This window comes from Tissierella sp. MB52-C2, from assembly GCF_030931715.1.
Lineage (GTDB): Bacteria > Bacillota > Clostridia > Tissierellales > Tissierellaceae > Tissierella.
This window is the reverse complement of record NZ_CP133261.1, coordinates 1,931,028-1,953,758: the sequence shown is the minus strand read 5'-3', so window position 1 is coordinate 1,953,758 and position 22,731 is coordinate 1,931,028. Positions and strand designations below refer to the sequence as shown.

General features: G+C 30.0%; 24 protein-coding genes and 1 riboswitch. Of the genes, 23 read left to right on the top strand and 1 reads right to left on the bottom strand.

The features are described from left to right. Positions 1-11: 11 nt before the first annotated feature. The 9 genes from RBU61_RS09860 (at position 12) to sigK (ending at position 7,581) form a co-directional block, all read left to right on the top strand. Positions 12-311, top strand: coding sequence for a LysO family transporter (locus RBU61_RS09860; RefSeq protein WP_308875193.1), 300 nt, complete (start codon positions 12-14; stop codon positions 309-311). Next, complete coding sequence (locus tag RBU61_RS09855) at positions 301-897, top strand: lysine exporter LysO family protein (protein WP_308875191.1); 597 nt, start codon at positions 301-303, stop codon at positions 895-897. The genes RBU61_RS09860 and RBU61_RS09855 overlap by 11 nt, the downstream gene beginning before the upstream one ends. A gap of 76 nt (positions 898-973) precedes the next feature. Continuing rightward, complete coding sequence (locus RBU61_RS09850) at positions 974-1,465, top strand: QueT transporter family protein (RefSeq protein ID WP_308875188.1); 492 nt, start codon at positions 974-976, stop codon at positions 1,463-1,465. A gap of 91 nt (positions 1,466-1,556) precedes the next feature. Next, positions 1,557-2,597, top strand: a complete 1,041-nt coding sequence (mltG, locus tag RBU61_RS09845) for an endolytic transglycosylase MltG (RefSeq protein WP_308875187.1) — start codon at positions 1,557-1,559, stop codon at positions 2,595-2,597. A gap of 6 nt (positions 2,598-2,603) precedes the next feature. Continuing rightward, positions 2,604-3,260 carry an O-methyltransferase gene (locus RBU61_RS09840; RefSeq protein ID WP_308875185.1) on the top strand — a complete coding sequence of 219 codons (657 nt, stop codon included), beginning with the start codon at positions 2,604-2,606 and terminating at the stop codon, positions 3,258-3,260. A gap of 4 nt (positions 3,261-3,264) precedes the next feature. Then, positions 3,265-4,494 carry a U32 family peptidase gene (locus tag RBU61_RS09835; protein ID WP_308875183.1) on the top strand — a complete coding sequence of 410 codons (1,230 nt, stop codon included), beginning with the start codon at positions 3,265-3,267 and terminating at the stop codon, positions 4,492-4,494. A 4-nt stretch (positions 4,495-4,498) separates the two neighbouring features. Continuing rightward, a complete protein-coding gene (gene udk / locus RBU61_RS09830; protein WP_308875182.1) occupies positions 4,499-5,119 on the top strand; it encodes a uridine kinase in 621 nt (206 codons plus the stop codon). Between the two features lie 48 nt (positions 5,120-5,167). Next, positions 5,168-6,820: a penicillin-binding protein 2 gene (locus tag RBU61_RS09825; protein WP_308875181.1), complete on the top strand. Its 1,653-nt coding sequence runs from the start codon at positions 5,168-5,170 to the stop codon at positions 6,818-6,820. A gap of 59 nt (positions 6,821-6,879) precedes the next feature. Then, the gene (sigK, locus tag RBU61_RS09820) at positions 6,880-7,581 is read left to right on the top strand and encodes an RNA polymerase sporulation sigma factor SigK (protein WP_308875180.1); all 702 of its coding nucleotides are present in this window, start codon (positions 6,880-6,882) and stop codon (positions 7,579-7,581) included. A gap of 46 nt (positions 7,582-7,627) precedes the next feature. Here the strand turns inward: sigK and RBU61_RS09815 are convergent, their stop codons facing one another. Then, positions 7,628-8,341: a YhcN/YlaJ family sporulation lipoprotein gene (locus RBU61_RS09815; protein WP_308879732.1), complete on the bottom strand. Its 714-nt coding sequence runs from the start codon at positions 8,339-8,341 to the stop codon at positions 7,628-7,630. Between the two features lie 185 nt (positions 8,342-8,526). Here RBU61_RS09815 and aroE point away from each other — a divergent pair, with 185 nt between their 5' ends. From aroE to RBU61_RS09745, 14 genes are all read left to right on the top strand, one after another. Then, complete coding sequence (aroE, locus tag RBU61_RS09810) at positions 8,527-9,393, top strand: shikimate dehydrogenase (RefSeq protein WP_308879730.1); 867 nt, start codon at positions 8,527-8,529, stop codon at positions 9,391-9,393. A gap of 34 nt (positions 9,394-9,427) precedes the next feature. Beyond that, positions 9,428-11,110: an ATPase, T2SS/T4P/T4SS family gene (locus RBU61_RS09805; RefSeq protein ID WP_308879727.1), complete on the top strand. Its 1,683-nt coding sequence runs from the start codon at positions 9,428-9,430 to the stop codon at positions 11,108-11,110. Between the two features lie 11 nt (positions 11,111-11,121). Beyond that, positions 11,122-12,174, top strand: coding sequence for a type IV pilus twitching motility protein PilT (locus tag RBU61_RS09800; RefSeq protein WP_308879724.1), 1,053 nt, complete (start codon positions 11,122-11,124; stop codon positions 12,172-12,174). Between the two features lie 12 nt (positions 12,175-12,186). Continuing rightward, positions 12,187-13,386, top strand: a complete 1,200-nt coding sequence (locus tag RBU61_RS09795; RefSeq protein ID WP_308879721.1) for a type II secretion system F family protein — start codon at positions 12,187-12,189, stop codon at positions 13,384-13,386. Between the two features lie 66 nt (positions 13,387-13,452). Then, positions 13,453-13,542: riboswitch (cyclic di-GMP riboswitch) on the top strand. A 138-nt stretch (positions 13,543-13,680) separates the two neighbouring features. Next, complete coding sequence (locus tag RBU61_RS09790) at positions 13,681-14,094, top strand: type II secretion system protein (RefSeq protein ID WP_308879718.1); 414 nt, start codon at positions 13,681-13,683, stop codon at positions 14,092-14,094. 27 nt (positions 14,095-14,121) lie between these two features. Next, positions 14,122-14,883: a prepilin peptidase gene (locus RBU61_RS09785; protein ID WP_308879715.1), complete on the top strand. Its 762-nt coding sequence runs from the start codon at positions 14,122-14,124 to the stop codon at positions 14,881-14,883. Between the two features lie 53 nt (positions 14,884-14,936). Then, positions 14,937-16,259 (top strand): pilus assembly PilX N-terminal domain-containing protein, encoded by a 1,323-nt coding sequence (locus tag RBU61_RS09780; RefSeq protein WP_308879713.1) that lies wholly within the window; start codon positions 14,937-14,939, stop codon positions 16,257-16,259. 10 nt (positions 16,260-16,269) lie between these two features. Further along, complete coding sequence (locus RBU61_RS09775) at positions 16,270-16,650, top strand: prepilin-type N-terminal cleavage/methylation domain-containing protein (protein ID WP_308879712.1); 381 nt, start codon at positions 16,270-16,272, stop codon at positions 16,648-16,650. After that, positions 16,647-17,171, top strand: coding sequence for a prepilin-type N-terminal cleavage/methylation domain-containing protein (locus tag RBU61_RS09770; RefSeq protein ID WP_308879710.1), 525 nt, complete (start codon positions 16,647-16,649; stop codon positions 17,169-17,171). Before RBU61_RS09775 ends, RBU61_RS09770 begins: the two co-directional genes overlap by 4 nt. A gap of 36 nt (positions 17,172-17,207) precedes the next feature. Next, positions 17,208-18,272, top strand: coding sequence for a pilus assembly protein PilM (gene pilM, locus RBU61_RS09765; RefSeq protein ID WP_308879706.1), 1,065 nt, complete (start codon positions 17,208-17,210; stop codon positions 18,270-18,272). 1 nt (position 18,273) lies between these two features. Next, entirely contained in the window at positions 18,274-18,858 is a 585-nt protein-coding gene (locus RBU61_RS09760; protein WP_308879703.1) for a PilN domain-containing protein, read from the top strand. Continuing rightward, complete coding sequence (locus tag RBU61_RS09755; protein ID WP_308879701.1) at positions 18,818-20,221, top strand: LysM domain-containing protein; 1,404 nt, start codon at positions 18,818-18,820, stop codon at positions 20,219-20,221. Before RBU61_RS09760 ends, RBU61_RS09755 begins: the two co-directional genes overlap by 41 nt. Before the next feature lie 12 nt (positions 20,222-20,233). Beyond that, entirely contained in the window at positions 20,234-22,282 is a 2,049-nt protein-coding gene (locus RBU61_RS09750; RefSeq protein WP_308879699.1) for an S-layer homology domain-containing protein, read from the top strand. Then, positions 22,266-22,730, top strand: a complete 465-nt coding sequence (locus RBU61_RS09745) for a GspH/FimT family pseudopilin (protein WP_308879694.1) — start codon at positions 22,266-22,268, stop codon at positions 22,728-22,730. The genes RBU61_RS09750 and RBU61_RS09745 overlap by 17 nt, the downstream gene beginning before the upstream one ends. Position 22,731 lies beyond the last annotated feature (1 nt).

The window sequence follows — 22,731 nt, the reverse complement described above, 5'->3', positions numbered from 1 at the left end:
GAGGTCATATAATGGGAATGAGGTTAATACTGTATTTAGGTATACTAGTATTGGGTGGGTTTGTTGGATATAAGGATAAAATTAGTGAAAAGCTAGAAGCTAATTTAGATACTATCCAAAGTATTTGCCTACTTTTTTTATTGTTTGTAATGGGGATTACAATTGGAATAAATGAAGAAGTAATGACTAACTTATTTTCCATAGGATTGAAGGCTTTCATAATATCTATTTTTACTATTTTATTTAGTATAGTATTTGTATATATAATTAAAAGATTTATTGTACTGGAGGAAGAAAGAAATGAGTCTTAGAATATTTTTTGCAGTTTTATTAGGAACTGGAGTAGGATATTTCTTTTTATCTCCTAAAATTTCATCAAGTATTGGAATTATTATAGATATTGGACTTATGTTACTATTGTTCTTTGTAGGTATAGATATAGGAAAACAAAGAGATATATTCCAAAAAATTAAAAATATGGGACTTAAAATACTTTTAGTACCTATGGCAGTTATAGCAGGAAGTATAATAGGCAGTATGGTAGCAGGATTATTTCTTAAAATTCCAATAAATCAATCGGGTGCCATAGGATCGGGTTTAGGTTGGTATTCTTTAAGCTCTACTATACTTTTAGCAGATGGATATGTGGAACTGAGTGCATTGGCATTTTTATCTAATGTATTTAGAGAAATAATAGCCTTAATAACCATACCCCTAATAGCAAAATATGTAGGGAAACTAGAATCTGTATCGGTGGCAGGGGCAACAGCCATGGATACTTGCCTTCCAGTAATAGCCGCATCAACAGACTCACAAACAGCTATTATAGCCTTTATTACAGGAGTAATATGTACTACAGCAGTGCCAATCGTGTTACCAATTATTCTGAAGTTATAAAATAATAAGAGTCAAAATCAGTAAAAATAAAGATTTTAATTTATTAGTTGTTAACTAAAACAAAGAAGGAGGAAATATGAACACAAGATATTTAACTAAAGCTAGTCTAATAGCTGCAATATATATAGTATTAGTATTAATTCAAATGTTGCCAATGCCTTTAGTAAACTTAACTTTTGGTGCAATACAGCTTAGAATAGCAGAGGGATTAACACTATTACCATTAATAGAATCTGCAGCAGTTCCAGGAGTTTTTATTGGATGTTTATTATCTAACTTACTTCTAGCATCTTATACAGGATTTGGACTAGTAGATATATTGGGTGGTAGTTTAGTAACACTTATTGCAGCATACTTAACATCTAAAATGAAAAATAAAGTAATGGGTATGATTCCACCTATAGTATTAAATGGATTAATAGTATCAATCTGGGTATCATACTATACAAGTGTGCCATATTTAGTTACAGTACTAGGAATAAGTGGTGGAGAACTGCTATCATTGGGCATATTTGGTACCATAATCTTATCAGTATATGAAAAGGCAACTAATTTGAAAGAGTATTAAAATATTGAAAAATTAATGGATATAGACAAATTGTAATTTTGATGTTGGTTATCTATAGTTACTCATTAAAATAGAAGGAGTTGTAATAGAAATGGAGAAAGCTAAGATGAGGAAATCAAGAAAGAGAAGATTTTCTGTATTAATAATATTTATAATTTTACTATCAGTTGGAATTTTTGCTAATAATTATTATAGGGAAGGATTACTGGCGATGAATCCAGATGATTCTTCTGATGTATTAATAGTTATTCCATCCTCTAGTTCAGTTAGTACCATAGCAAATATATTACATGAAAATAAACTTATAAAAAGTCCTCTTATATTTAAAATTAAAGTGAAGACAAGCAATGTAGCAAGTACTCTTAAAGCAGGAGAGTACAATCTATCTACAGATATGGACTTAGATACAATAATAAGTAAGCTAGTAAAAGGTGGAAAGGATAGGAATATAGTAAAATTTACTATACCAGAGGGCTATGAATTAGAACAAATGGCTGAAAAGTTAGCTAAGGAAGGAATCGTAAATGAGGAGAGATTTATCCAATTATCCAGTGATAAAAAGAATTTTGAGGAAGAATTTCCTTTCCTAAAGGAACTGGAAAAAGGTCAAAGTTTAGAGGGGTTTTTATTTCCATCAACTTATGAAATCTTTGCAGGTGCAAGAGAAGAAGATGTTATAGAGAAAATGCTCCATGAGTTTGAAAAGGTATATGAAAAGGATTTGGCATCAAAGCTTAAAGAATTAGATATAAGCTTAAATGAAGCAGTTACTTTAGCTTCCATAGTAGAAAGAGAAGGTAAGGTAGATGAAGAAAGACCATTGATGTCTGCAGTGTTTTATAATAGAATAAAAAAAGATATGATGCTACAATCTTGTGCCACAGTACAATATGTTTTAGGAGAAAGAAAAGAAGTATTGACTAATGAAGATACAAGAATAGATTCACCATATAATACTTATATCAATCAAGGATTACCACCAGGACCTATAGCATCTCCAGGGGAAGCATCCCTTGTTGCAGCCGTAAATCCGGCAGATGTAGATTATCTATTCTTTGTATTAACAGGGGATGGAACTCATACCTTTACAAAAACTTATGAAGAACATTTACAAGCTAAACCAAAGAAATAAAAGAGGATGGTTAATTTGAATCAAATAAATGAAGAATATATAGAAGATTATATAAGACAATTATTACCTAAGAATAATGATAATCTACAGATAATGGAAAAATATGCAATTGATTATCATGTTCCCATAGTACAACCGGAAGTGGCTCAATTACTAAAAGTTTTATTAAAGATGAATAAACCAAAGAATATATTGGAAGTAGGTACTGCCATAGGGTATTCTGCCCTTATAATGGCAGAAACCACAGAAGGAAAAGCCAATATAACCACTATAGAGCGAAGAAGAGATATGATAGAAATAGCTATGGAAAATATATCTAAGACTCCATATAAAGAGAATATTAAAATTTTAGAGGGAGATGCAGAAGAGGTATTACTTACCTTAGATGAAAAATATGATTTTATTTTTCTAGATGCTGCTAAAGGTCAATATATGGATTTTTTTAATAAAAGTATTAAATATTTAAATAAAGGTGGAATTATTGTATCAGATAATGTACTCTATAAAGGTATGGTTGCTACAGATGCTTTAGTCATTAGAAGAAAGAAAACCATAGTAAAAAGACTAAGAGCATTTTTACAATATATAAATGAAGTAGAAGGCTATACATCAAGTATTATACCTATAGGAGATGGAGTAGCCATAACATATAGAGAGGAGTAATATTTTGGATAAGATTGAATTATTGGCACCAGCAGGAGATTTGGAAAAATTGAAAATGGCCATTAGATATGGAGCAGATGCAGTATATCTAGGTGGAGAAAGTTTTGGACTAAGAAAGGCATCTAAAAATTTTTCAATTGAACAAATTGAAGAGGGAATCAAGTTTGCTCATGAAAGAGGAAAAAAAGTATATATTACTTTAAATATAGTACCCCATGATAAAGACATGGAAGGCTTGGAAGAATACGTTACAAAACTTCACGAAATAAAAGCAGATGCAGTTATAGTATCAGATGTGGGTATGTTTTCAGTAATTAAGAGAACAGTACCAGATTTACCTATACACATAAGCACTCAAGCATCAGTGACAAATTATGAAACCATAATGTTTTGGTATGATCTAGGAGTAAGAAGAATAGTATTAGCACGTGAACTATCCTTTGAAGAAATAAAGAGCTTAACTGATAGACTTCCAAAAGATTTGGAAATAGAAGCATTTGTCCATGGAGCCATGTGTATGTCCTATTCGGGAAGATGTTTAATCAGTAATTATATGACAGGAAGAGATGCAAATAGAGGAGATTGTGCCCATCCTTGCAGATATAAATATGCCCTTGTGGAAGAAAAAAGGCCTGGAGAATACTTTCCAGTATTTGAAGATGAAGATGGAACATTTATAATGAACTCCAAAGACCTTTGTATGATAGAGCATATAGAAAAATTAATGGAATCAGGTATCATAAGCTTTAAAATAGAAGGAAGAGTTAAATCTGCTTATTATGTAGCTACAGTTATTAGAGCCTATAGAATGGCAATAGATCAATACTATAAAGATCCTGAAAATTATAAATTTGACGAGAAATGGCTAAAGGAAATTAAAAAGGCAAGTCATAGGGATTTTACAACAGGATTTTATTTGGGAAAACCAACAAATGAATCACAAGTATATTCCACATCTTCCTATGTAAGAGGATATGATTTCGTTGGAATGGTATTAAATTATGATAAAGAGACTAAAATTGCCACAATAGAACAAAGAAATAGAATGTTTAAAGGTGAAGAAATAGAAATATTTGGTCCTTATAAAGAGTTTTTCACTCAAACTATTGAGAAAATGTGGGATGAAAATATGAATGAAATTGAAGTAGCACCTCATCCACAGCAAATAGTTAAAATTCTAATGGAAAATCCAGTAGAGGTCATGGATATAATTAGAAAAGAGAAGGAGGACTAATACTTTGAAGAGACCATTACTTATAGGAATAACTGGAGGGACAGGCTCGGGAAAATCTACTGTATCTAAGGAGATATTTAAATCCATCCACGAAAAGAAAATTACCATAATAGAACAGGACTCCTACTATAAAGATCAATCTCATTTAACCTTTGAGGAAAGGGTAAATACAAATTATGATCATCCCTTTGCCTTTGATAATCAACTTCTTATAAAGCATTTAAAGGATTTATTAGATAATAAACCTATTGAAAAACCTATTTATGATTTTGAAAAACATACAAGAAAAGAAGAAACTGAAATAGTGGAGCCAAAGGATATAATTATTTTAGAAGGAATTTTAATATTAACTGAAGAAGAAATAAGAGATCTTTTAGATATTAAAATATTTGTAGATACAGATTCAGATGTGCGAGTGATTAGAAGAATATTAAGAGATATTAAAGACAGAGGTCGTACTCTAGATTCAGTAATTCTTCAATATATGGAAACCGTAAGACCGGCTCATTTACAATTTATAGATCCCACTAAAAGATATGCAGATATTATAATTCCGGAAGGTGGATATAATAAAGTTGCTGTAGATATAATAGTTGCAAAAATCAATTCAATATTGAATAATTAATAAATAATCTTCCTAAAAGTGGAAACACTATTTTAGGGAGGTTTTTTTATGGCTAGACAATTAAGAAATATGATTAAATCGCGAGTAAAAAGTTTCTACTTTATATCTGCTATGATTTTTTTAGGACTTGTAGGGCGATTATATTATATACAAATATATGATAGTGAAGATCTTAAATTCCAAGGATTAAAACAAAGAAGTATAGAAATAAACTTAATGTCTAAAAGAGGAACCATATATGATAGAAATGGGATTCCCATAACCAATAGAGATATTACAAAGGTATTAATTGCTCCAGGAGAAATCATAGCAAATAATAAAGAATTATATGAAAAGGTAAAGGAAAATACTACTTTATCACTAGCAGAAATGAATGAAGTATTGAAAAGTCAAAACAAGCTGGTACAAATTCCTTTAAAGAGAGAAATAGATATAGAAGACAACCACAATATGTTTATAGTAGATATTACAGAGAGATATTCTAAAGATAATATCTTATCCCATGTAATTGGATATGTTAATAAGGCAGAAAATAGAGGAGAATTTGGTATAGAAAAAGTATATGATGAGTTTCTAAATAAATCGGATAGGGAATCTTTATTTGTAGAATATGATAAATCTAAATCTTTAGTTTTAGGTAGTTCCTATTATGCCGATAATGCTATATCCTCTGAAGAACCTTCAGCAGTGAAATTAACCATAGATTATAATATCCAAAAAAAATTAGAAGAAATATTAGATCAAAACCGTATAAATGGGTCAGTAATAGTGGCAGATGTTAAATCTGCTGAGATATTAGCCATGGGAAGTCGTCCAAGTTTTAATCCAAACCATATGGAACAGTATTTTACTAGAAATGATATGGTTCTATATAATAAAGCAGTCCAAGTCTCCTATCCACCAGGATCCATATTTAAAATAGCAGTATTATTGGCAGCCTTGGAAGAAGATGAAAACTTTATGAATAGGGAGTTTTACTGTAAGGGATATGAGGAATTAGGAAAGTTAGTTATAAATTGTAATAATATTTATGGTCATGGACATATATCGCTAAAAGATGGTTTTGCAAAATCATGTAATTCAGTTTTTATACAAATAGGAAAAGAAATTGGTGCAAAGAAAATCATAGATATGGCAAAAACTCTAGGATTTGGTGAAAAGGTAGGTATTGGACTTATAGAAGAAGTAGAAGGAATTCTACCAGAAGGAGAAGAACTCCTAGGACCGGCCATAGGAAATATTTCCATAGGTCAAGGAAAGCTAGAAGCAACGCCTTTGCAAATTACAAATATGCTTTTGGCAGTTGCTAATAATGGAATTCAAAAAGATATGACTATTGTCCAAGGTATAACCAATAAAGATGGTAGAATTATAAAAGCATATAATACTATAGATGATTTAAAAATAATTAGCAATAAATCATCTAAAATAGTTAGAGAATTATTAGAAGAAGTAGTAAATACAGGGACAGCAAAAAATATTGATGCAAAGTATTTAGGAGGTGCAGCAGGAAAAACAGGTTCAGCAGAGGGAACACTAAATGGTAAACCTACTATATATGGTTGGTTTGCAGGATACTTCCCCATAGATGATCCTCAATATGTAATTACTGTATTGGTGGAGGAAGCCAATTCAGGATCTAAATCTGCATTACCTATATTTGAAAAGATTTCTAAAGAGATTATAAGTCTAAATAGATAGGACTAGCAAGAAATTACATTTCTCATCATATACTTATATATGAAATGGGGGTGTAATAATTGAAAAACTGGATTCTATTAATTCTTAGCATAATATCAAAACCGTTTGTAATACTATGCGGGTATATGATTAATTCTAATTCTTTTCCAAAACCATTGTCTAGGGAGGAAGAGGAGAAATATCTAGGGCTTTATGCAAAGGGGGATGAAAATGCAAGGAATATATTAATAGAAAGAAATCTGAGGTTAGTGGCACATATAGTAAAAAAATACAATAATACTGGAAATGACATAGAGGATTTAATTTCTATTGGAACTATAGGTCTAATAAAAGGAATATCAACCTATGATCCATCAAAGGGTGTACGACTGGCTACATACTCCGCACGTTGTATAGAAAATGAAATTTTAATGACCATAAGATCAACTAAAAAAATCAAATCAGAAATATCTATGCATGGACCTATAGGCACTGATAAGGAAGGAAATGAAATTAATCTATTAGATATTTTAGGCTCAGATCCAGATGAAATACTAGATGAGGTTCATCTAAAGTTGCAGGTTAGGAAATTATATAGATGTATAAATGAAGTTTTAAAAGATAGAGAAAAGGCAATTATAGAACTAAGATATGGGCTTATAGATGGAATTTGTAAAACTCAAAGAGAAATTGCAACTATGTTGGGGATATCTAGATCTTATGTATCAAGAATTGAAACAAGAGCATTAAATAAATTGAATAAAGCTTTAGCAGATAAATAAACTAATCCAGGTATATTATTTATACCTGAATTAGTTTATTGTTTTATTATCTTACAGGGGCAGTTATTCTGTTAATAATCCCTCTGATTTCGTTGGTAAAGCCTGCTATAGGATGTCCGTTATTATATACATCTGTACTAATAGTTCTTATTCTATTATAAACTGTAGGTTCAGATGTTACAGATACATTTTTTATATTTTTATCAGCTACTTTAACTGCAGCTTCTATTCTTTGCTTTAAACTATTACTTATAGTATTAGTAGCATTGGTATTAGCAGCATTGTTACGCAAATCACAACCAACTAGAGCAGTATCTCCATGGATTACTACAGAAGCATCTTTTACTTCTGGTAATTCAGCTACTCTTTTAGCTATTTCAGCTGCTCTACCGGACATATGGGTAACATTGGTATCAGTTACAGTAGTTTGATTTCTTAAGCTATTATAATTCATCGGAGTATTGGCGGATCCATTATTGTATAATCCAGCATTATTTCTTACCATACCATTACTTAGATTATCATTTCTTACCATACCATTACTCAGATTATTATTTCTAACCATACCATCATTTACACTTGTATTTAATCTGTCTCTAGTGTTTAGTCCAGTATTATCCATCCAACGATTATTAACATTACCATTTAATCTAGCCTGTGTAGACATATTTCTATAATTTGTGCCTTTAGTAGTACAACCAGCTACTGCTATTGCTATAACCAAACTTAATCCTAATAATTTGAATTTATTATTTTTCAAATTCATCCACCTCCTGAGAATAGTTTGAGCCATAAATAAATTTTTATTTAGTCTAGTTTTTATCCAATTTGTATTTTCTACCCAAAACTAGATATTCCTGTTTTTAATTATTGAATATATTAACATCTTAGGTAGAGGAAAGGAAAAAATTATGATATAATATATCAAATTACTAGGAGGAGACTATGGAAATTACTTATAATACCAAATTATATTCTTTAATAGGAAATCCAATTTATAAATCTTTATCTCCAATAATACATAATAATATTTTTAAAAATTTAAATGAAAACAGTATATATTTAGCCTTCGATATACTAGAAGACGATTTAAAATCTACAATAGAAGGATTTAAATCCATGAAAATTGGTGGCTTTAATGTAACAATTCCTTATAAAAAGTCTATAATAAAATTTTTAGATGATCTTTCTGTTGATGCAAAAATAATAGGGGCTGTCAATACTATAAAAAATCAAAATGGGAAACTTATAGGATATAATACAGATGGACAAGGATTTTTGCAAACCTTCCATAATCATGATATATCTGTAGAAAATAAAAATGTTTTGATTTTAGGATCGGGTGGTGCTGCTTATGGCATAGCGACTACATTAGCCATGAATGATGTAAGCAATATATATATTGCCAATAGAACTTTAGAAAATGCTGTTATATTAGAAGAAAATATAAAAAAAATAAATAAAAATATTTCTACAAAGATATTTGATTTAAATTTGAATGGTTTATATAAAGAAAATATCCATATTATTATTAATACCACAGCTGTTGGAATGTATCCTTTAGAAAATATGGTACCAGTGGAATTAAATGGATTTTCTAAAAATGCTATAGTTTATGATATAATTTATAAGCCAAAGGAAACTAAATTGATAAAAGAGGCTAAAACTAAAGGAATGACAACTTTTAATGGTATACCTATGCTTTTAAATCAGGCTATACTTAGTCAAAGCATTTGGCATAATGGAGATTTAAAGATTAACACTAGAGATGTACGAGAACTGGAAGGTATTTTAGATACTTATGTAGAATAATAATTTACTGTATAAAAATCTGAAGGGTGATGAAATGGCACAAAAGAGATTAAAACTTGGCGAACTTTTACTATATTCCGGAAAGATAACTGAAGATCAATTGAAAGATGCCTTACGCATACAAAAAAATTCAGGTGAAAAATTAGGAGAAGTCTTAGTAAGGGAAAAATTTATTACAGAAGATGAGATCATAGAAGTATTAGAATTTCAATTGGGAATTCCTCATATAGATTTAGATAAATACCATATAAATAAATCTGTAGTAACTTTGATTCCAGAATCAATAGTAAGGAGATATGAACTTATAGCCATAGATAGAAGAGATAATATACTAATGGTAGCCATGGTAGATCCATTAAATATATTTGCCCTAGATGATGTAAAAATTTTTGTAAAATCGGAAATTCAGCCAGTTATATCCACTAAAGATAGTATTTTAAAAACAATAGACAGATTTTATAGCAAAGAAACTACAAAAAAGGTAGTGGAAGAATTTGAAGAAAACTTTTCACCTATTAATACAGATGATTTAGAAGATCCAGAACTTCTGGAAGTAACTACTGCTCCAATAGTTAAACTTCTAAATTCTTTAATAGACCAGGCAGTAAAGGAAAAAGCAAGTGATATACATATAGAACCCTATGCCAATGATATAAGGGTAAGATTTCGTATAGATGGAGATTTAAGAGAAGTAACTACTTTAAATAAGACTAGTCTTTCAGGAATAGTCACGAGAATAAAGATTATGGGAAAAATGAATATAGCAGAAAAAAGAATACCTCAAGACGGTAGAGTAGAAACTAGAATAAGTGGAAAAGAAATAGATATGAGAATATCTACATTGCCTACAGTATATGGAGAAAAAGTTGTAATTAGGCTTCTTGATAGGACTAGCTTTATGTTTATGAAAAAAGATATAGGTTTTGGTCAGAAGGACTTAGAAGTTTTCGATAATATACTAACTCAACCCTATGGAATGATTTTAGTCACTGGACCTACAGGAAGTGGAAAGACTACTACACTATATACAGTATTACAGGAACTAAATAAAATAGAAAAAAATATAATCACCATAGAAGACCCAGTGGAGTATAAATTAGATGGTATAAATCAGGTACAAGTAAATCAAAAATCAGGTCTTACCTTTGCATCAGGACTTAGGTCTGTTCTTAGGCAGGATCCTGATATAGTAATGGTTGGAGAAATCAGAGATTCAGAAACAGCAGAAATAGCCATTAGGGCAGCTATTACAGGACATCTTGTACTTTCTACATTACATACTAACGATAGTCCATCTACTATTACAAGACTTATAGATATGGGTATAGAGCCATATTTAGTTTCATCTGCAATTATAGGGGTAATATCTCAAAGATTGATTAAATTGCTTTGTCCAAAATGTAAAAAATCATATGAGGCAAGTGATGTAGAAAAAAGAATTTTAGGAATTGATATAGATGAAAAACTAATATTAAATAAAGCTGTAGGATGTAGTTCTTGTAATAATGGATATAAAGAAAGAACAGCAATACATGAACTAATGCCAATAAACGAAGAAATAAGATATTTAATAGATACTAATGCCAATATAGATGAATTAAGAAATAAGGCTATAAAAAAAGGAATGACTACATTGTTACAATCAGCAGCTAATTTAGCAATAAATCACAAGACTTCCTATGAAGAAGTACTAAGAGTAGGATTTACATTGGGATAGGAGAGAATAATATGAATATAGTAGAATTAGTAAATATAGCAATGAAAAAAAATGCATCTGATATCCATATAACAGTTGGGACTCCACCTATTTTAAGGATTAATGGTGAATTATTGACCCTTGAAAGCAAGAAATTAATGCCAGAGGATACTAAGTCCATGGTTTATGAAACTTTAGATGAAAGAACAGTAAAAGAACTGGAAGAAAAGGGAGAGGTAGATACTTCTTTTTCTAGTCCAGGAGTAGGTAGATATAGAATAAATGCATATAAACAAAGAGGCTCCTACGCCATGGCACTAAGGATAATTCCTTTAGAAGTCCCCACTATTGATGAGCTAGGACTTCCTTCTGTAGTCAAAGATTTGGCTAGACTTCCCCGTGGGCTTATTTTAGTTACAGGGCCAACGGGAAGCGGAAAATCAACAACCTTAGCTTCCATGATAAACTTAATCAACAAAGAGAGGAAATGTCATATTTTAACACTGGAGGACCCTATAGAGTATCTCCATAAACACAACCAAAGCATAGTAAATCAAAGAGAAATAGGAATAGACTCCGATTCCTTTGCCAACAGTCTAAGGGCTTCCCTACGCCAAGATCCAGATGTTATATTAGTGGGAGAAATGAGAGATTTAGAGACCATATCCATAGCCCTTACGGCAGCAGAAACAGGACATTTAGTATTGTCCACATTACATACCATAGGTTCTGCTAAGACTATAGATAGGGTAATAGATGTATTTCCCCCTCATCAGCAGCAACAGGTGAGAATACAGTTTGCATCAGTAATCAAAGCCATAGTATCACAACAGTTGCTACCAAAGTCAGATGGTAGTGGAAGAATAGCTGCCTTTGAAGTTATGGTAGCCACCACAGCCATAAGGAATCTAATTAGAGAAGAAAAAATCCATCAAATAGATACAGCAATTCAAACAGGAGGAAAGTTTCAAATGCAAACTATGGACAATTCCTTACTAGATCTATATAAGAAAGGATTAATAACGAAAGAAACAATTTTAACTCAAGCTATTAACCAAGATAATATAAAAAAATATATTATTTAGGATGTGTTCTTTATGATATATAAATATAAAGCAGTATCTCAAACTGGCGAAACCATAGAAGGATTTTTTGAAGGAGAAGAAGAATCTGATGTATTAGCCATGATAAAGGGTAATAATTATATTCCGATATCTATTGAAAGAGATATAGAATCAGATGCTAAAATAGATTTATTTTCTAAAAAAGTTAAGAAAAAAGATTTAGCAGTATTTTGCCGACAATTTTACACCATGCTAGATGCAGGAATAGGTATAGTAAAATGTTTAGAAATATTAGAGAAACAATCTCAAAATAAAGCCCTAATTAAGGCTTTAAGCGGTGTCTATGAAAGTGTACAAAAAGGATTTACATTATCAGAAAGCATGAGAAAACATAAAAAAGTATTTCCTGGTCTCCTTATAAATATGGTTCAAGCAGGGGAAGTAAGTGGAAACTTAGATACTATAATGGAAAGAATGGCAGTTCATTTTGAAAAGGAAAACAAATTGGAAAACAAAATTAAATCAGCCATGATATATCCAATAATTCTTAGTATAGTGTCCATAGGTGTAGTTATATTTTTACTTATAGCAGTAATGCCTACATTTATTGGAATGTTTGAAAGTAGTGGGCAGGCCCTGCCATTACCTACACAAATACTACTAAATATAAGCAATTGGCTAACAGAGTTTTGGTATTTATTCTTAGGAGGAGTAATTTTAGCTGTGGCTGGGCTCATATTATATAAAGAAACACCATCTGGAAGAATAACATTGGATACTATAAAATTAAAGATACCAGTAGTAAAGGATACTAATGTAAAGATAATAACATCAAGATTTACAAGAACATTATCAACACTTATGTCTAGTGGTATACCACTATTGGAGTCCATAGAAGTGGTAGGTAGAGTAGTGGGAAATAAAGTAGTAGAAAATAGACTGGAAAAATCCATGGAAGATATAAGAAAAGGAGCGACTTTATCAAATGCAGTATCAGAAACAAGAATATTTCCACCAATGGTTGATTCAATGATAAAAGTAGGTGAAGAATCAGGAGCATTAGACGATATATTATATAAGACAGCAGACTTCTATGACGATGAAGTAGAAGTAGCTTTACAAAGACTGACAACACTAATGGAGCCAATAATGTTAATAGTCATGGCTCTAATAATAGGATTTATAGTAATAGCAATGGCAATACCAATGTTTGATATGGTAAATACAATCTAAAATTTGACAATTAAAAACATAATGTAACAGGAAATAAATAAATTAAATTAATTTAGCGAAATTCCTGTATTTCCAGGGCAAAGCTAGGGAAACCTAGTGACGCAAAGCCTGAGTCTAAAATTATCTAAGGATAAAAATGATCGTTCGGCTGCATAAATAGTTGTATTATTTATGCAGTTTTTTTGTATAAAAAAGCTAAAAACTCAATTTTCAGACACTTTAAAGGTGGTGATTTAAAAAGGAGATAATTATAATTATATGAAGTTTTAGCAAAAAAATTAAGGGGGGAAAGAAATGTTAAAATGGTTTAATGAAAAAATGAAGAAAAGAAAAGGATTTACTTTGGTGGAATTAGTAGTAGTTATTGCAATATTGGGGATTTTAGCGGGAATTGCTGTGCCTAAGCTATCTGGCTCAAGAAATAGTGCAAAGGTATCAGCACATAATGCCAATGTAAGGATATTGAAGAGTACAGCAACAATGTATTTAGCTGATTATCCTGATGCTCATGACTCTACAAATGATACAGAAATAACAGCTGAGGAGAATTTTAAAAAATATTTCGATAAAGAAGAAACACCTAAAACTTTTGATAATAAAGAGTTTAAAGTGTCCATAACTAAAGAGGGAGATATAAAGGTAGAACCAGGTGAAGTGGGAATTAAAGATGGAGAAATCAAAGTAGTAGAAGAAGTAAAAGAAGATTAAATAACATCAACAAAAGGAGCAGTACAAATGACTATACTAATTTCCCTATACGGATTATTAATAGGTTCATTTTTAAATGTATGTATATATAGGATACCAAGGGATGAGAATATTGCCTATCCAGCATCCCATTGTCCAAATTGTAATACAAATCTAAAATGGTATGATCTAATACCAGTACTTAGCTTTATACATCATAAGGGGAAATGTGGGTACTGTAGGGAGAAAATCTCCCTTCAGTACCCAATAGTTGAACTACTCAATTCTATTATCTATTTATTCATCTATAAGAAATATGGGTTAACACTAGAATTTTTCTTTTATGCAATTATTTTTTCTATACTTATTACAATAACTTTAATAGATCTAAAGGAAATGATTATTCCAGATATATTAGTAGTTTTAATTTTAGGAATTACTACTATCTATAAAGTACTTTCATACATATTATATAATAAACCACCACAGCTATTAAATAGTATAGGAGGCCTAGTTTTATCTGCTTTATTATTTATACTAATTATTTTAGTTTCACAAGGTGGAATGGGTGTAGGAGATGCTACTCTAATTGGCTCCCTAGGATTTATATTAGGAATTAAGGGGATATTCTTAACTATATTTCTATCCTTTATATTAGGTGCAATTATATCAGTATTTCTACTAATTACGAAAATCAAAGGAAGAAGGGACCCTATTCCCTTTGGACCTTTCATTGTAGGGGCATTTTTTATAGTGGTATTTTGGAAAGAACAGTTGATTAGCTGGTATATAAGTCTGTTTTTCTACTAAATTATACAAATCAGCAAATTATATTTCATAATCAAACTTGGGAGTTGATTAAGATGAAGTTTAAAAATAGAAGAGGTCTGGCTTTAGTAAATACATTAATTATATTTGCTGTATTAATGATATTTGGGACAGTTGCTTTAGGACTTATGTCAAATGAGAATAAGGTGTCATTACACCACCAATATAAAACCTCAGCATATTATATAGCAAGGTCAGGGGTGGAGGCTGTTGAGGCAGCAATACTTACAATGGATGAAGAAGAAGCCAAGAAACTAAATGAAAAGCTTGAAAATAATAATAGAGTTGATGTTGAAGAAATAGTAATTGGAGAAGGTAAGGCTAAAGTAATATTATTTCAAGATAATGGTAATATGATTATTGAATCTGTAGGTGAGATAAATAAAGTTACAGAAAAAATCTCTAAAGAGATGTATATTGAAAAACATGAAGAAAATAAAACTGTAGATATAGATATGGCAATATTTGCAGATGTTTATATGAAGTTTGAGAATAATACACAAAATAATGTCATAGGAGATATAGGTACTAATTCATCAAGTGAAAATGCCATTGAATTCACATCTGGATTTAATGATCAATTGATAATAAATATTCCCATTGGATCCGACAGTACTGAAGTAATAAATAAGCCTGATTGGGATAAAAAGGAGCCTAAAGTGGAATATATTGAGAAAAGGATATACTCTTTGCCTAGTTTTTTTGAATATCCAGCAAATTTACCTCACAAGGGCGTTATTCTAACAAATAGTATTAATACTAATCCAATAATCGATACAAGTGCATATTATGACAGCCTTATTATAGAATCAAATCGCTCTGCAACAATAGATACTACTAAAGGTGATATTGTATTAAGAATAAAAGATTTTGATGTTCAACAAGGACATATAAAAGTGTTAGGTACCGGGAAGATAAAATTATTTATAGAGAATTATAAAAGTTTAAAAGGTGGATTTAATCTAGGTGGAAATCCTAATAAAGTTGAAATATATTATAATGGAAAGGAAAATTTAAACATTACAGATGAAACCAAGATTTTTGGATCATTATATGTAAAGCAGGCAGATATAAATATAAGGGGAAGAGGAGCTGTTAACGGTAATTTAATATCCGGTGGAAATAATATAACCATAAGTGGAGGTAGTTATGTTCATAATGGAGTAATTTATGCTCCGGAAGCTGATATTAAATTCTTAGGAAGTGGCAATGTAAAGGGAGGAGTAGTAGGTAAAAATGTAACTCTATCTGGAGGTGCATCTGTAGAGTATGATCCTGCTTATGTTAATAATATTCAAATAGGAGGAGAAACATCAAATTCATCTTCGATTGTTTTCAAACCAAGCCATTATAAATAAAGGTGATAATATGAAAAATAATAAAGGTCTTACATTAATAGAGATAATTATTACAATAGCTATCATTTCAATTATGTCCATTGGGATATTAAGTATTTTTAATATTAGTAGTATGAATATATCTAAATCAGGTGAAAGAACGAAAAGAGTTTTAAAAGTTAAGGAAAAAGTAGATGAAGAAATAATAAGAAGCAAAGAAGATACAGCTAATAAAGATAAAGTTAAAGTTACAATAAAAGAGATTATTAAGGACAAAGAGGTAGATGGAAAGATAATAGAAGTTAAAGATGATGATATAAAAAAATCAAATGAGAAAAGCTTTAATATTAAAATAACTACCTTTGTTCCAAAAAAATTGATTCTAGATCACCATAAAGAGGTGGCACGATGAAAAACAATAAAGGGCTTACATTAATAGAATTAATTATTACAATAGCAATTATGGCTATTGTTTTACAGATGATATATTCAATATTATTTGTGGGAAATAAATCATTTAATCTTGGAAAGAATAAGGGGTTTATTCAAAAAGACGCAAGAATAGTATCAGAGTTAATTACTAAGGAACTTAGAACGGCAAAGGAAATAAGGTTCAATGAAAAAACAATAAAAGAAGAACATTTTTCTCTTGAAGCAAATAATGGGAGTTTGATAAAGAAGACTTACAATGACAGCGGAATAGAAAATGAAGATAAAAGACAGACTCTATTTACAAATTCTTTAAGAGGAATAGAATTTAATCCTAAAGATACAAATCCCAATGGCATAATCAATATAACAATAGAAATAGAGGAAGAAACAAATAAAAATAGTGAAACATACAGTATAAATTTTAATATTCTATTGGAGAATATACCTACCTATAGAGAAAATAATATTCAAAACAAGATTTATTACTCAAAATATAACTAAAAGTCTTTTCACGAAGAAATTAAGGAGGTAATACTATTGAAGTTACCTAGAGTCCCCAAGAGAACCTTATCTATAGATTTTGGTTCTAGGGAGATTAAAGTCCTAGAAGGAAAATATGCAAGGGATAATATACGAATATTAAAATCCATTACAATACAAGTAGAACCTCATTTTTATCTAGATGGAGAAATATTAGATAAAGATATATTATCCACAATTATAAAAGAGGAATTAAAGGAAAATAATATATCTACTGGTATTGTCTATGGTATTATAAATAGTTCAAAGATAATCACTAGAGAAATAATTATTCCAAAGGTTTCTCAAAATGAAATCAAATCTGTTGTTAATTATCAAGTAGAAGACTATCTTCCAGTTAATGTAGAGGATTATGTGGTTCAGTATTTAAATCTAGGAAATATAATTGAGGGAGAGATTGAAAGGATAAAGATTCTTCTATTTGCCATGCCAAAGGATATGGTTATTAGCCATTTGAATTTATTGAGAGATTGTGGACTCAAACCAGAGATTTTAGATTATCAAGGCAATGCCATATCAAAGCTATTAAGTTTTAATGGTAAAGTAAATGAGGATTATAATACTAGGGATTTGTCCATAGCTTCAGTAGATATAGGCTATAGTAACTCTAAACTTACCATAGTGAAAAATGGGAAAATAGAAGTAACAAGAGTTATCGATACTGGGGGTAAAGTATTATATGACAATATAATGTCCTTCTTTGATTATTCCATAGAGGAGATAGAAGAAAAATTAATGGATATAGAGGATTTAAATCATTATCAGGATGAGTTCTCAGATAAGTCCAGATTTTCAAATATTGTAAGGACAACCCTAAATGATATTTGTGAAAAGTTAGAAATTGTATTTAGATACTATAATACTAGGGAGACTGGAAATATGGTAAATTATATTTTACTTCAAGGGGGATATTCAAATATTAATGGAGCAGATAACGTATTTTCAACCTATTTTAATATTCCTAGTATGCAGCTATCTACTTTAGATAAGATTAAGTGGGATGGAGATTTGTCGAAATATGCCAATGTCATTGGTGGATTAATTAGGAGTGATGAGGTGTAATATGAGAGATTTAAACTTTTTTGAAACTTATATAGAAAAAAGAGAATTTAATTTAGATAAAAAGCTTATATATTTTTCTTTACTAAGTTTTTTTCTCTTATATCTAGTTGGTTATACAATTTATAATTCAATAATAATTAGAGAAGAAGCTAAAATGGTCAATAGCCTTAGGCTTACAGCAGAAAATCCTGACACCTTAAAAAAAGTGGATAAGATTAAGGGGAGGGAAATCGAAGTAAATGAGTTTAAAGAATCTGTTGATAAGATTAAAATATTAGATAAAATAATTGAGGAAAGAGATAAGATTGATGAAGTTCTTTTAGACAAGATTAACGATAATATGCCAGAGGATTTGTTTCTTACTTCTCTTAGTATTCAAGATGGAGAAATTTATATAGTTGGTATATCTAAGGATAAATGGTCAATAGCAGAGTTTCAAAAAGGATTGGAGTCTTTAGAGGATTATGAGGAGATATTTGTGTCCAATATTTCTCTACAAAATGATTATTATAATTTTAGTCTGAATATTACATTAAGGGGTGTAGATGAAGGTGCAAAAAACATGGAAGAAGAAGTTGGAAACTAGAAAACTGACTAAAAATGAAAAATTTCTATTGAGCATTTTAGGTATCATTCTAGTGGTCTGGGGAAGTTATAGATTTATCATTGCACCTCAAGCTCATAAGTTATCAACCCTTAATGCACAAAAGCTAGAGTATCAAGAGAAGATAGATGAGATCAATTTCATTCTTAGAAAGGAAGAGACTATTAATAAGGAGTGGGATATATTACATAAAGAAAAAGAAGATATTATATCTAGGTATTTTCCAAAACTAGATCAGGCACAGATAATTTATTTATTAAATGATTTAGTAGAAAAAGATAGTATATCTGCTGTAGACATGAACTTTAATAGGCCAAGCTATGAGGATATTGGAGATTTTCAAGTGAAGAATATGGATATATCTGTTCCATATAAGGGGGATTATACTGGAGTTGTAGATATTATAAGGGCATTAAAAAATAGTCCTAGAAAGATATTATTAGATAGTCTAACTATTGACAGAGATAATGAAGGTAAATTAAATGGAAATATATCTTTAAGGGTATATAGTTTAGATGGAATTGCTGATACAGATAATGACATAGTATATATAGATACTGAAAAATTGGAACAAAAAATTACTCCTTTTTTACCTTACAAAGATTATACTGATAGTATTATAGAAACTGGTACTCCATCAGAGGATATAGTAAAAATAAAAGAAGTCAATCCTTACATCGAAGAAACTCTATTGGATTTTGAAAATAGAAATACGTTTTTCTTGCCTTCTCAAGATTTAGTTAAAGGAAATGTGGGGCAATCTACTAAATCAAAATCTAAGAAATATTCCTTAAGGTTTGAATATAATATTGTGGCAGTGGAGGAAGAAAATCGTGGATTTATAGATATTACTAGAAGTAATATAAATCTAAAATATCCTCCAAATAGTATTGGATTATGGTTATATTCCTATGATTATTCACCTGCTACCATAGGTCTAAACTTTAAGGGGCAAATGGGAGAGGATATTTTAATACCTATTTCTGAGGGAATAAGTTGGACTGGATGGAAGTATATAGAAACTACTCCTCCAGAGGATATAAGTTTATATCCATTGAAACTAGAGAAAATATATCTTGAAATACCTAAAAACAGAGAAGATTATGGTGTGATTTTAATTGATAAACTACAGGCTCTTTATGAAAGAAATATAGATGAAGATGGTAAAGATGTAAGTATAGGAAATTATACATTCCATGTAGTAAAGGAAGGAGATACAATAGATAAAATAAGTAATTTGTATTACGGAAACACTAAATATAAAAATGAAATACTAAAGCTAAATGAATTAAAAGCAAGTGATGAATTACCCATTGGAAAAGTTCTTGTGCTAAAAAAGAGATAAGAAGGTGAAATTATGAGAAGATATAGCTTGTTAAGCTGGATATTAGTATTTGTTATATTATTTAGTTCTATAAATGTATTTGCGGATACTAATTCTACCAAAGAAACTGATAAAGTATTTCAAGAAGGTTTTAAAAGAGGAGAGATTGCTGGTAGAAATCAAGCACTGAAAAACAATATAGATAATAAATTTCCCCCCTATAATGAGATTAAACCTACTAGATATGATGTAAAGGTAGAAAATAGTGATTATTTAAAGGATAAAGAAGAATCAGTAGTAGATAGTTTTATAAATGGATATTTAGAAGGCTATGAGAAGGGATATAAAGAAAATATAAAATCAAATGATAAGGATACTACAACAATTTATGGTTCGGAAGATTTTGGTACTGTAATGGGTAGAATAGATGGATATATTGCATATCAATTGGGAAATAGGAATAATTGGGAAAGATATATTCCTAGTGATAGGGAATTAATTAATATGTTTGAGCTTGATAGAGAATCTAGAGAACATAGAAATAGTTTTATAGATGACTTTAGAAAATCTTATAGAATATCTTTTGAAGCTGCATTTCAGGTGGCTAAATTAGGAGAGAGAGATTATTCATATGAGGAAGGTCTAAAAGATGGAGATGAATATGCTAGAAATTTGGCTGCTTTAAATGGTAGGAAAGATCACTTACTAGGTCTTAGGAATGATTATAAGAGAAATATGCCTTCTAATAAAGAAATAATAAATATGTTTAATCTAAATAAGGAATCCAATGAATATAGGGATGCTTTTTTGGCAGGATTTGAATTTGGACGAAGTACTTCTGGAGGTAAAACTGAAGGTGGATATATGCTTTACTATAACGATGCTTATAGAAAAGCCAATAGAGAAACTACAGAAACACCTGACTTAAATGGTGAAGAAGGTGGAAGAACTATAGGCAAAATGAAGGGCGAATATGCGGCAATTATGGATATTACCATGAGCAAGGCTAATTTGTGGAGCAGTCACAAGGTAAATGATGAAATTATTATAAATGAATATGGACTTAAATTCCAATCTGAAAATTATAGATTAGCTTTTATAATTGGATATTGGGATGAATTTATGAAATCATATAACGAAACTTATAAGAAACTTCAACAGGATAGCAATAGAGTAAAGACCCATACTGAAAAGATCTCAATTGATGGTAAGGATAATATTGGTATACAAGATGATGATAAATTTTTAGTAGATATTGAGGCTGGAACTTATTACAATGACGTTATTGTAACCATAGATGGTATTCCAACAACCTATGTAAATCCCAACTCTACAAGACATACACAAGCTTCTGGAGTTTATGGACTAAAGGTTATGAATCTAGCAGGTACATTTGATAAAAATAAAAAGATTACTGTTAAATTTAAATCCTATGGCAACGATGTGAAATATGGTATATACAAATATCATTATAATAAATGGGTTTATATACCATCAAAACAGGAAGGAGACTACTTAGTTTCAGATATAAACTTAAATAATATAGATCTAACTGGAAATATTTATGCTGTAAGAGTTGATAATGAACTGCCAATATTTCATGAATCTAGAGGACATTGGGCGAGAGATGAAATCAATACTTATGTTAAGAGAGAAATTATATATGGATACCCTGATAAATCTTTTAGGCCAGATAAAGAGATTTCAAGAGGAGAGTTTGTAACTATGCTAAGTAGATTATATGATTGGTATCCCCCATATGACTCTACAAATGTTATTAAGTTTAAAGACTATAAAGAATTTGGCTATGCAGAAAAGTCTATATCCTATGCAACTTATTATAAAATAGTAAACGGATATATTGATAATACTTTTAAACCACATGATCCAATTACTTATAGAGAGGTTGAGATTATAATGTCAAGGGTATTAAATAATAAGGATTTCAAATGGGACTATTTTGCTAATAAAATGATATATGAGAAAAAAGTTCGCTCAAGGAGTAAAGATAGTATGAATAATAAAATAACTAGAGCAGAATTCACATTCTTGCTATATCAATTAAATGAGTGGCAATATTAATAATAAAAAATATAACAGCAAATATGGATATACACTAGTGGAATTACTAGTTGTATTGGCCATATTTGCCGTTGTTTTATCTATAGGGATACCTAGTATGAAGGTTATATTTAATACAAGTGAGAAAAAAGAGCTTATGAAGTTTAAAAGAGATATTAATTTTGCTAGAAATAGTGCAATTGTGGAAAATTGCATATATACTCTGATACTGGATATTGAAAGAAATGGCTATATAATAAGGAAGGAAAATAAGACTATAAAAAATATTAAGTTCTCCAATGGAATAATACTTAAATCTAGTAATTTGGGAGGTTCTGTTTACTTCACCTCCACTGGAGCTCCAAGTAAAGCAGGGACTATTTTACTTTCAAATAGAAAAGAACAAAAGATTGATATTACCATTAATGTAGCCACTGGGAAAGTAAATCTCTATATTAATGGTAAATAAA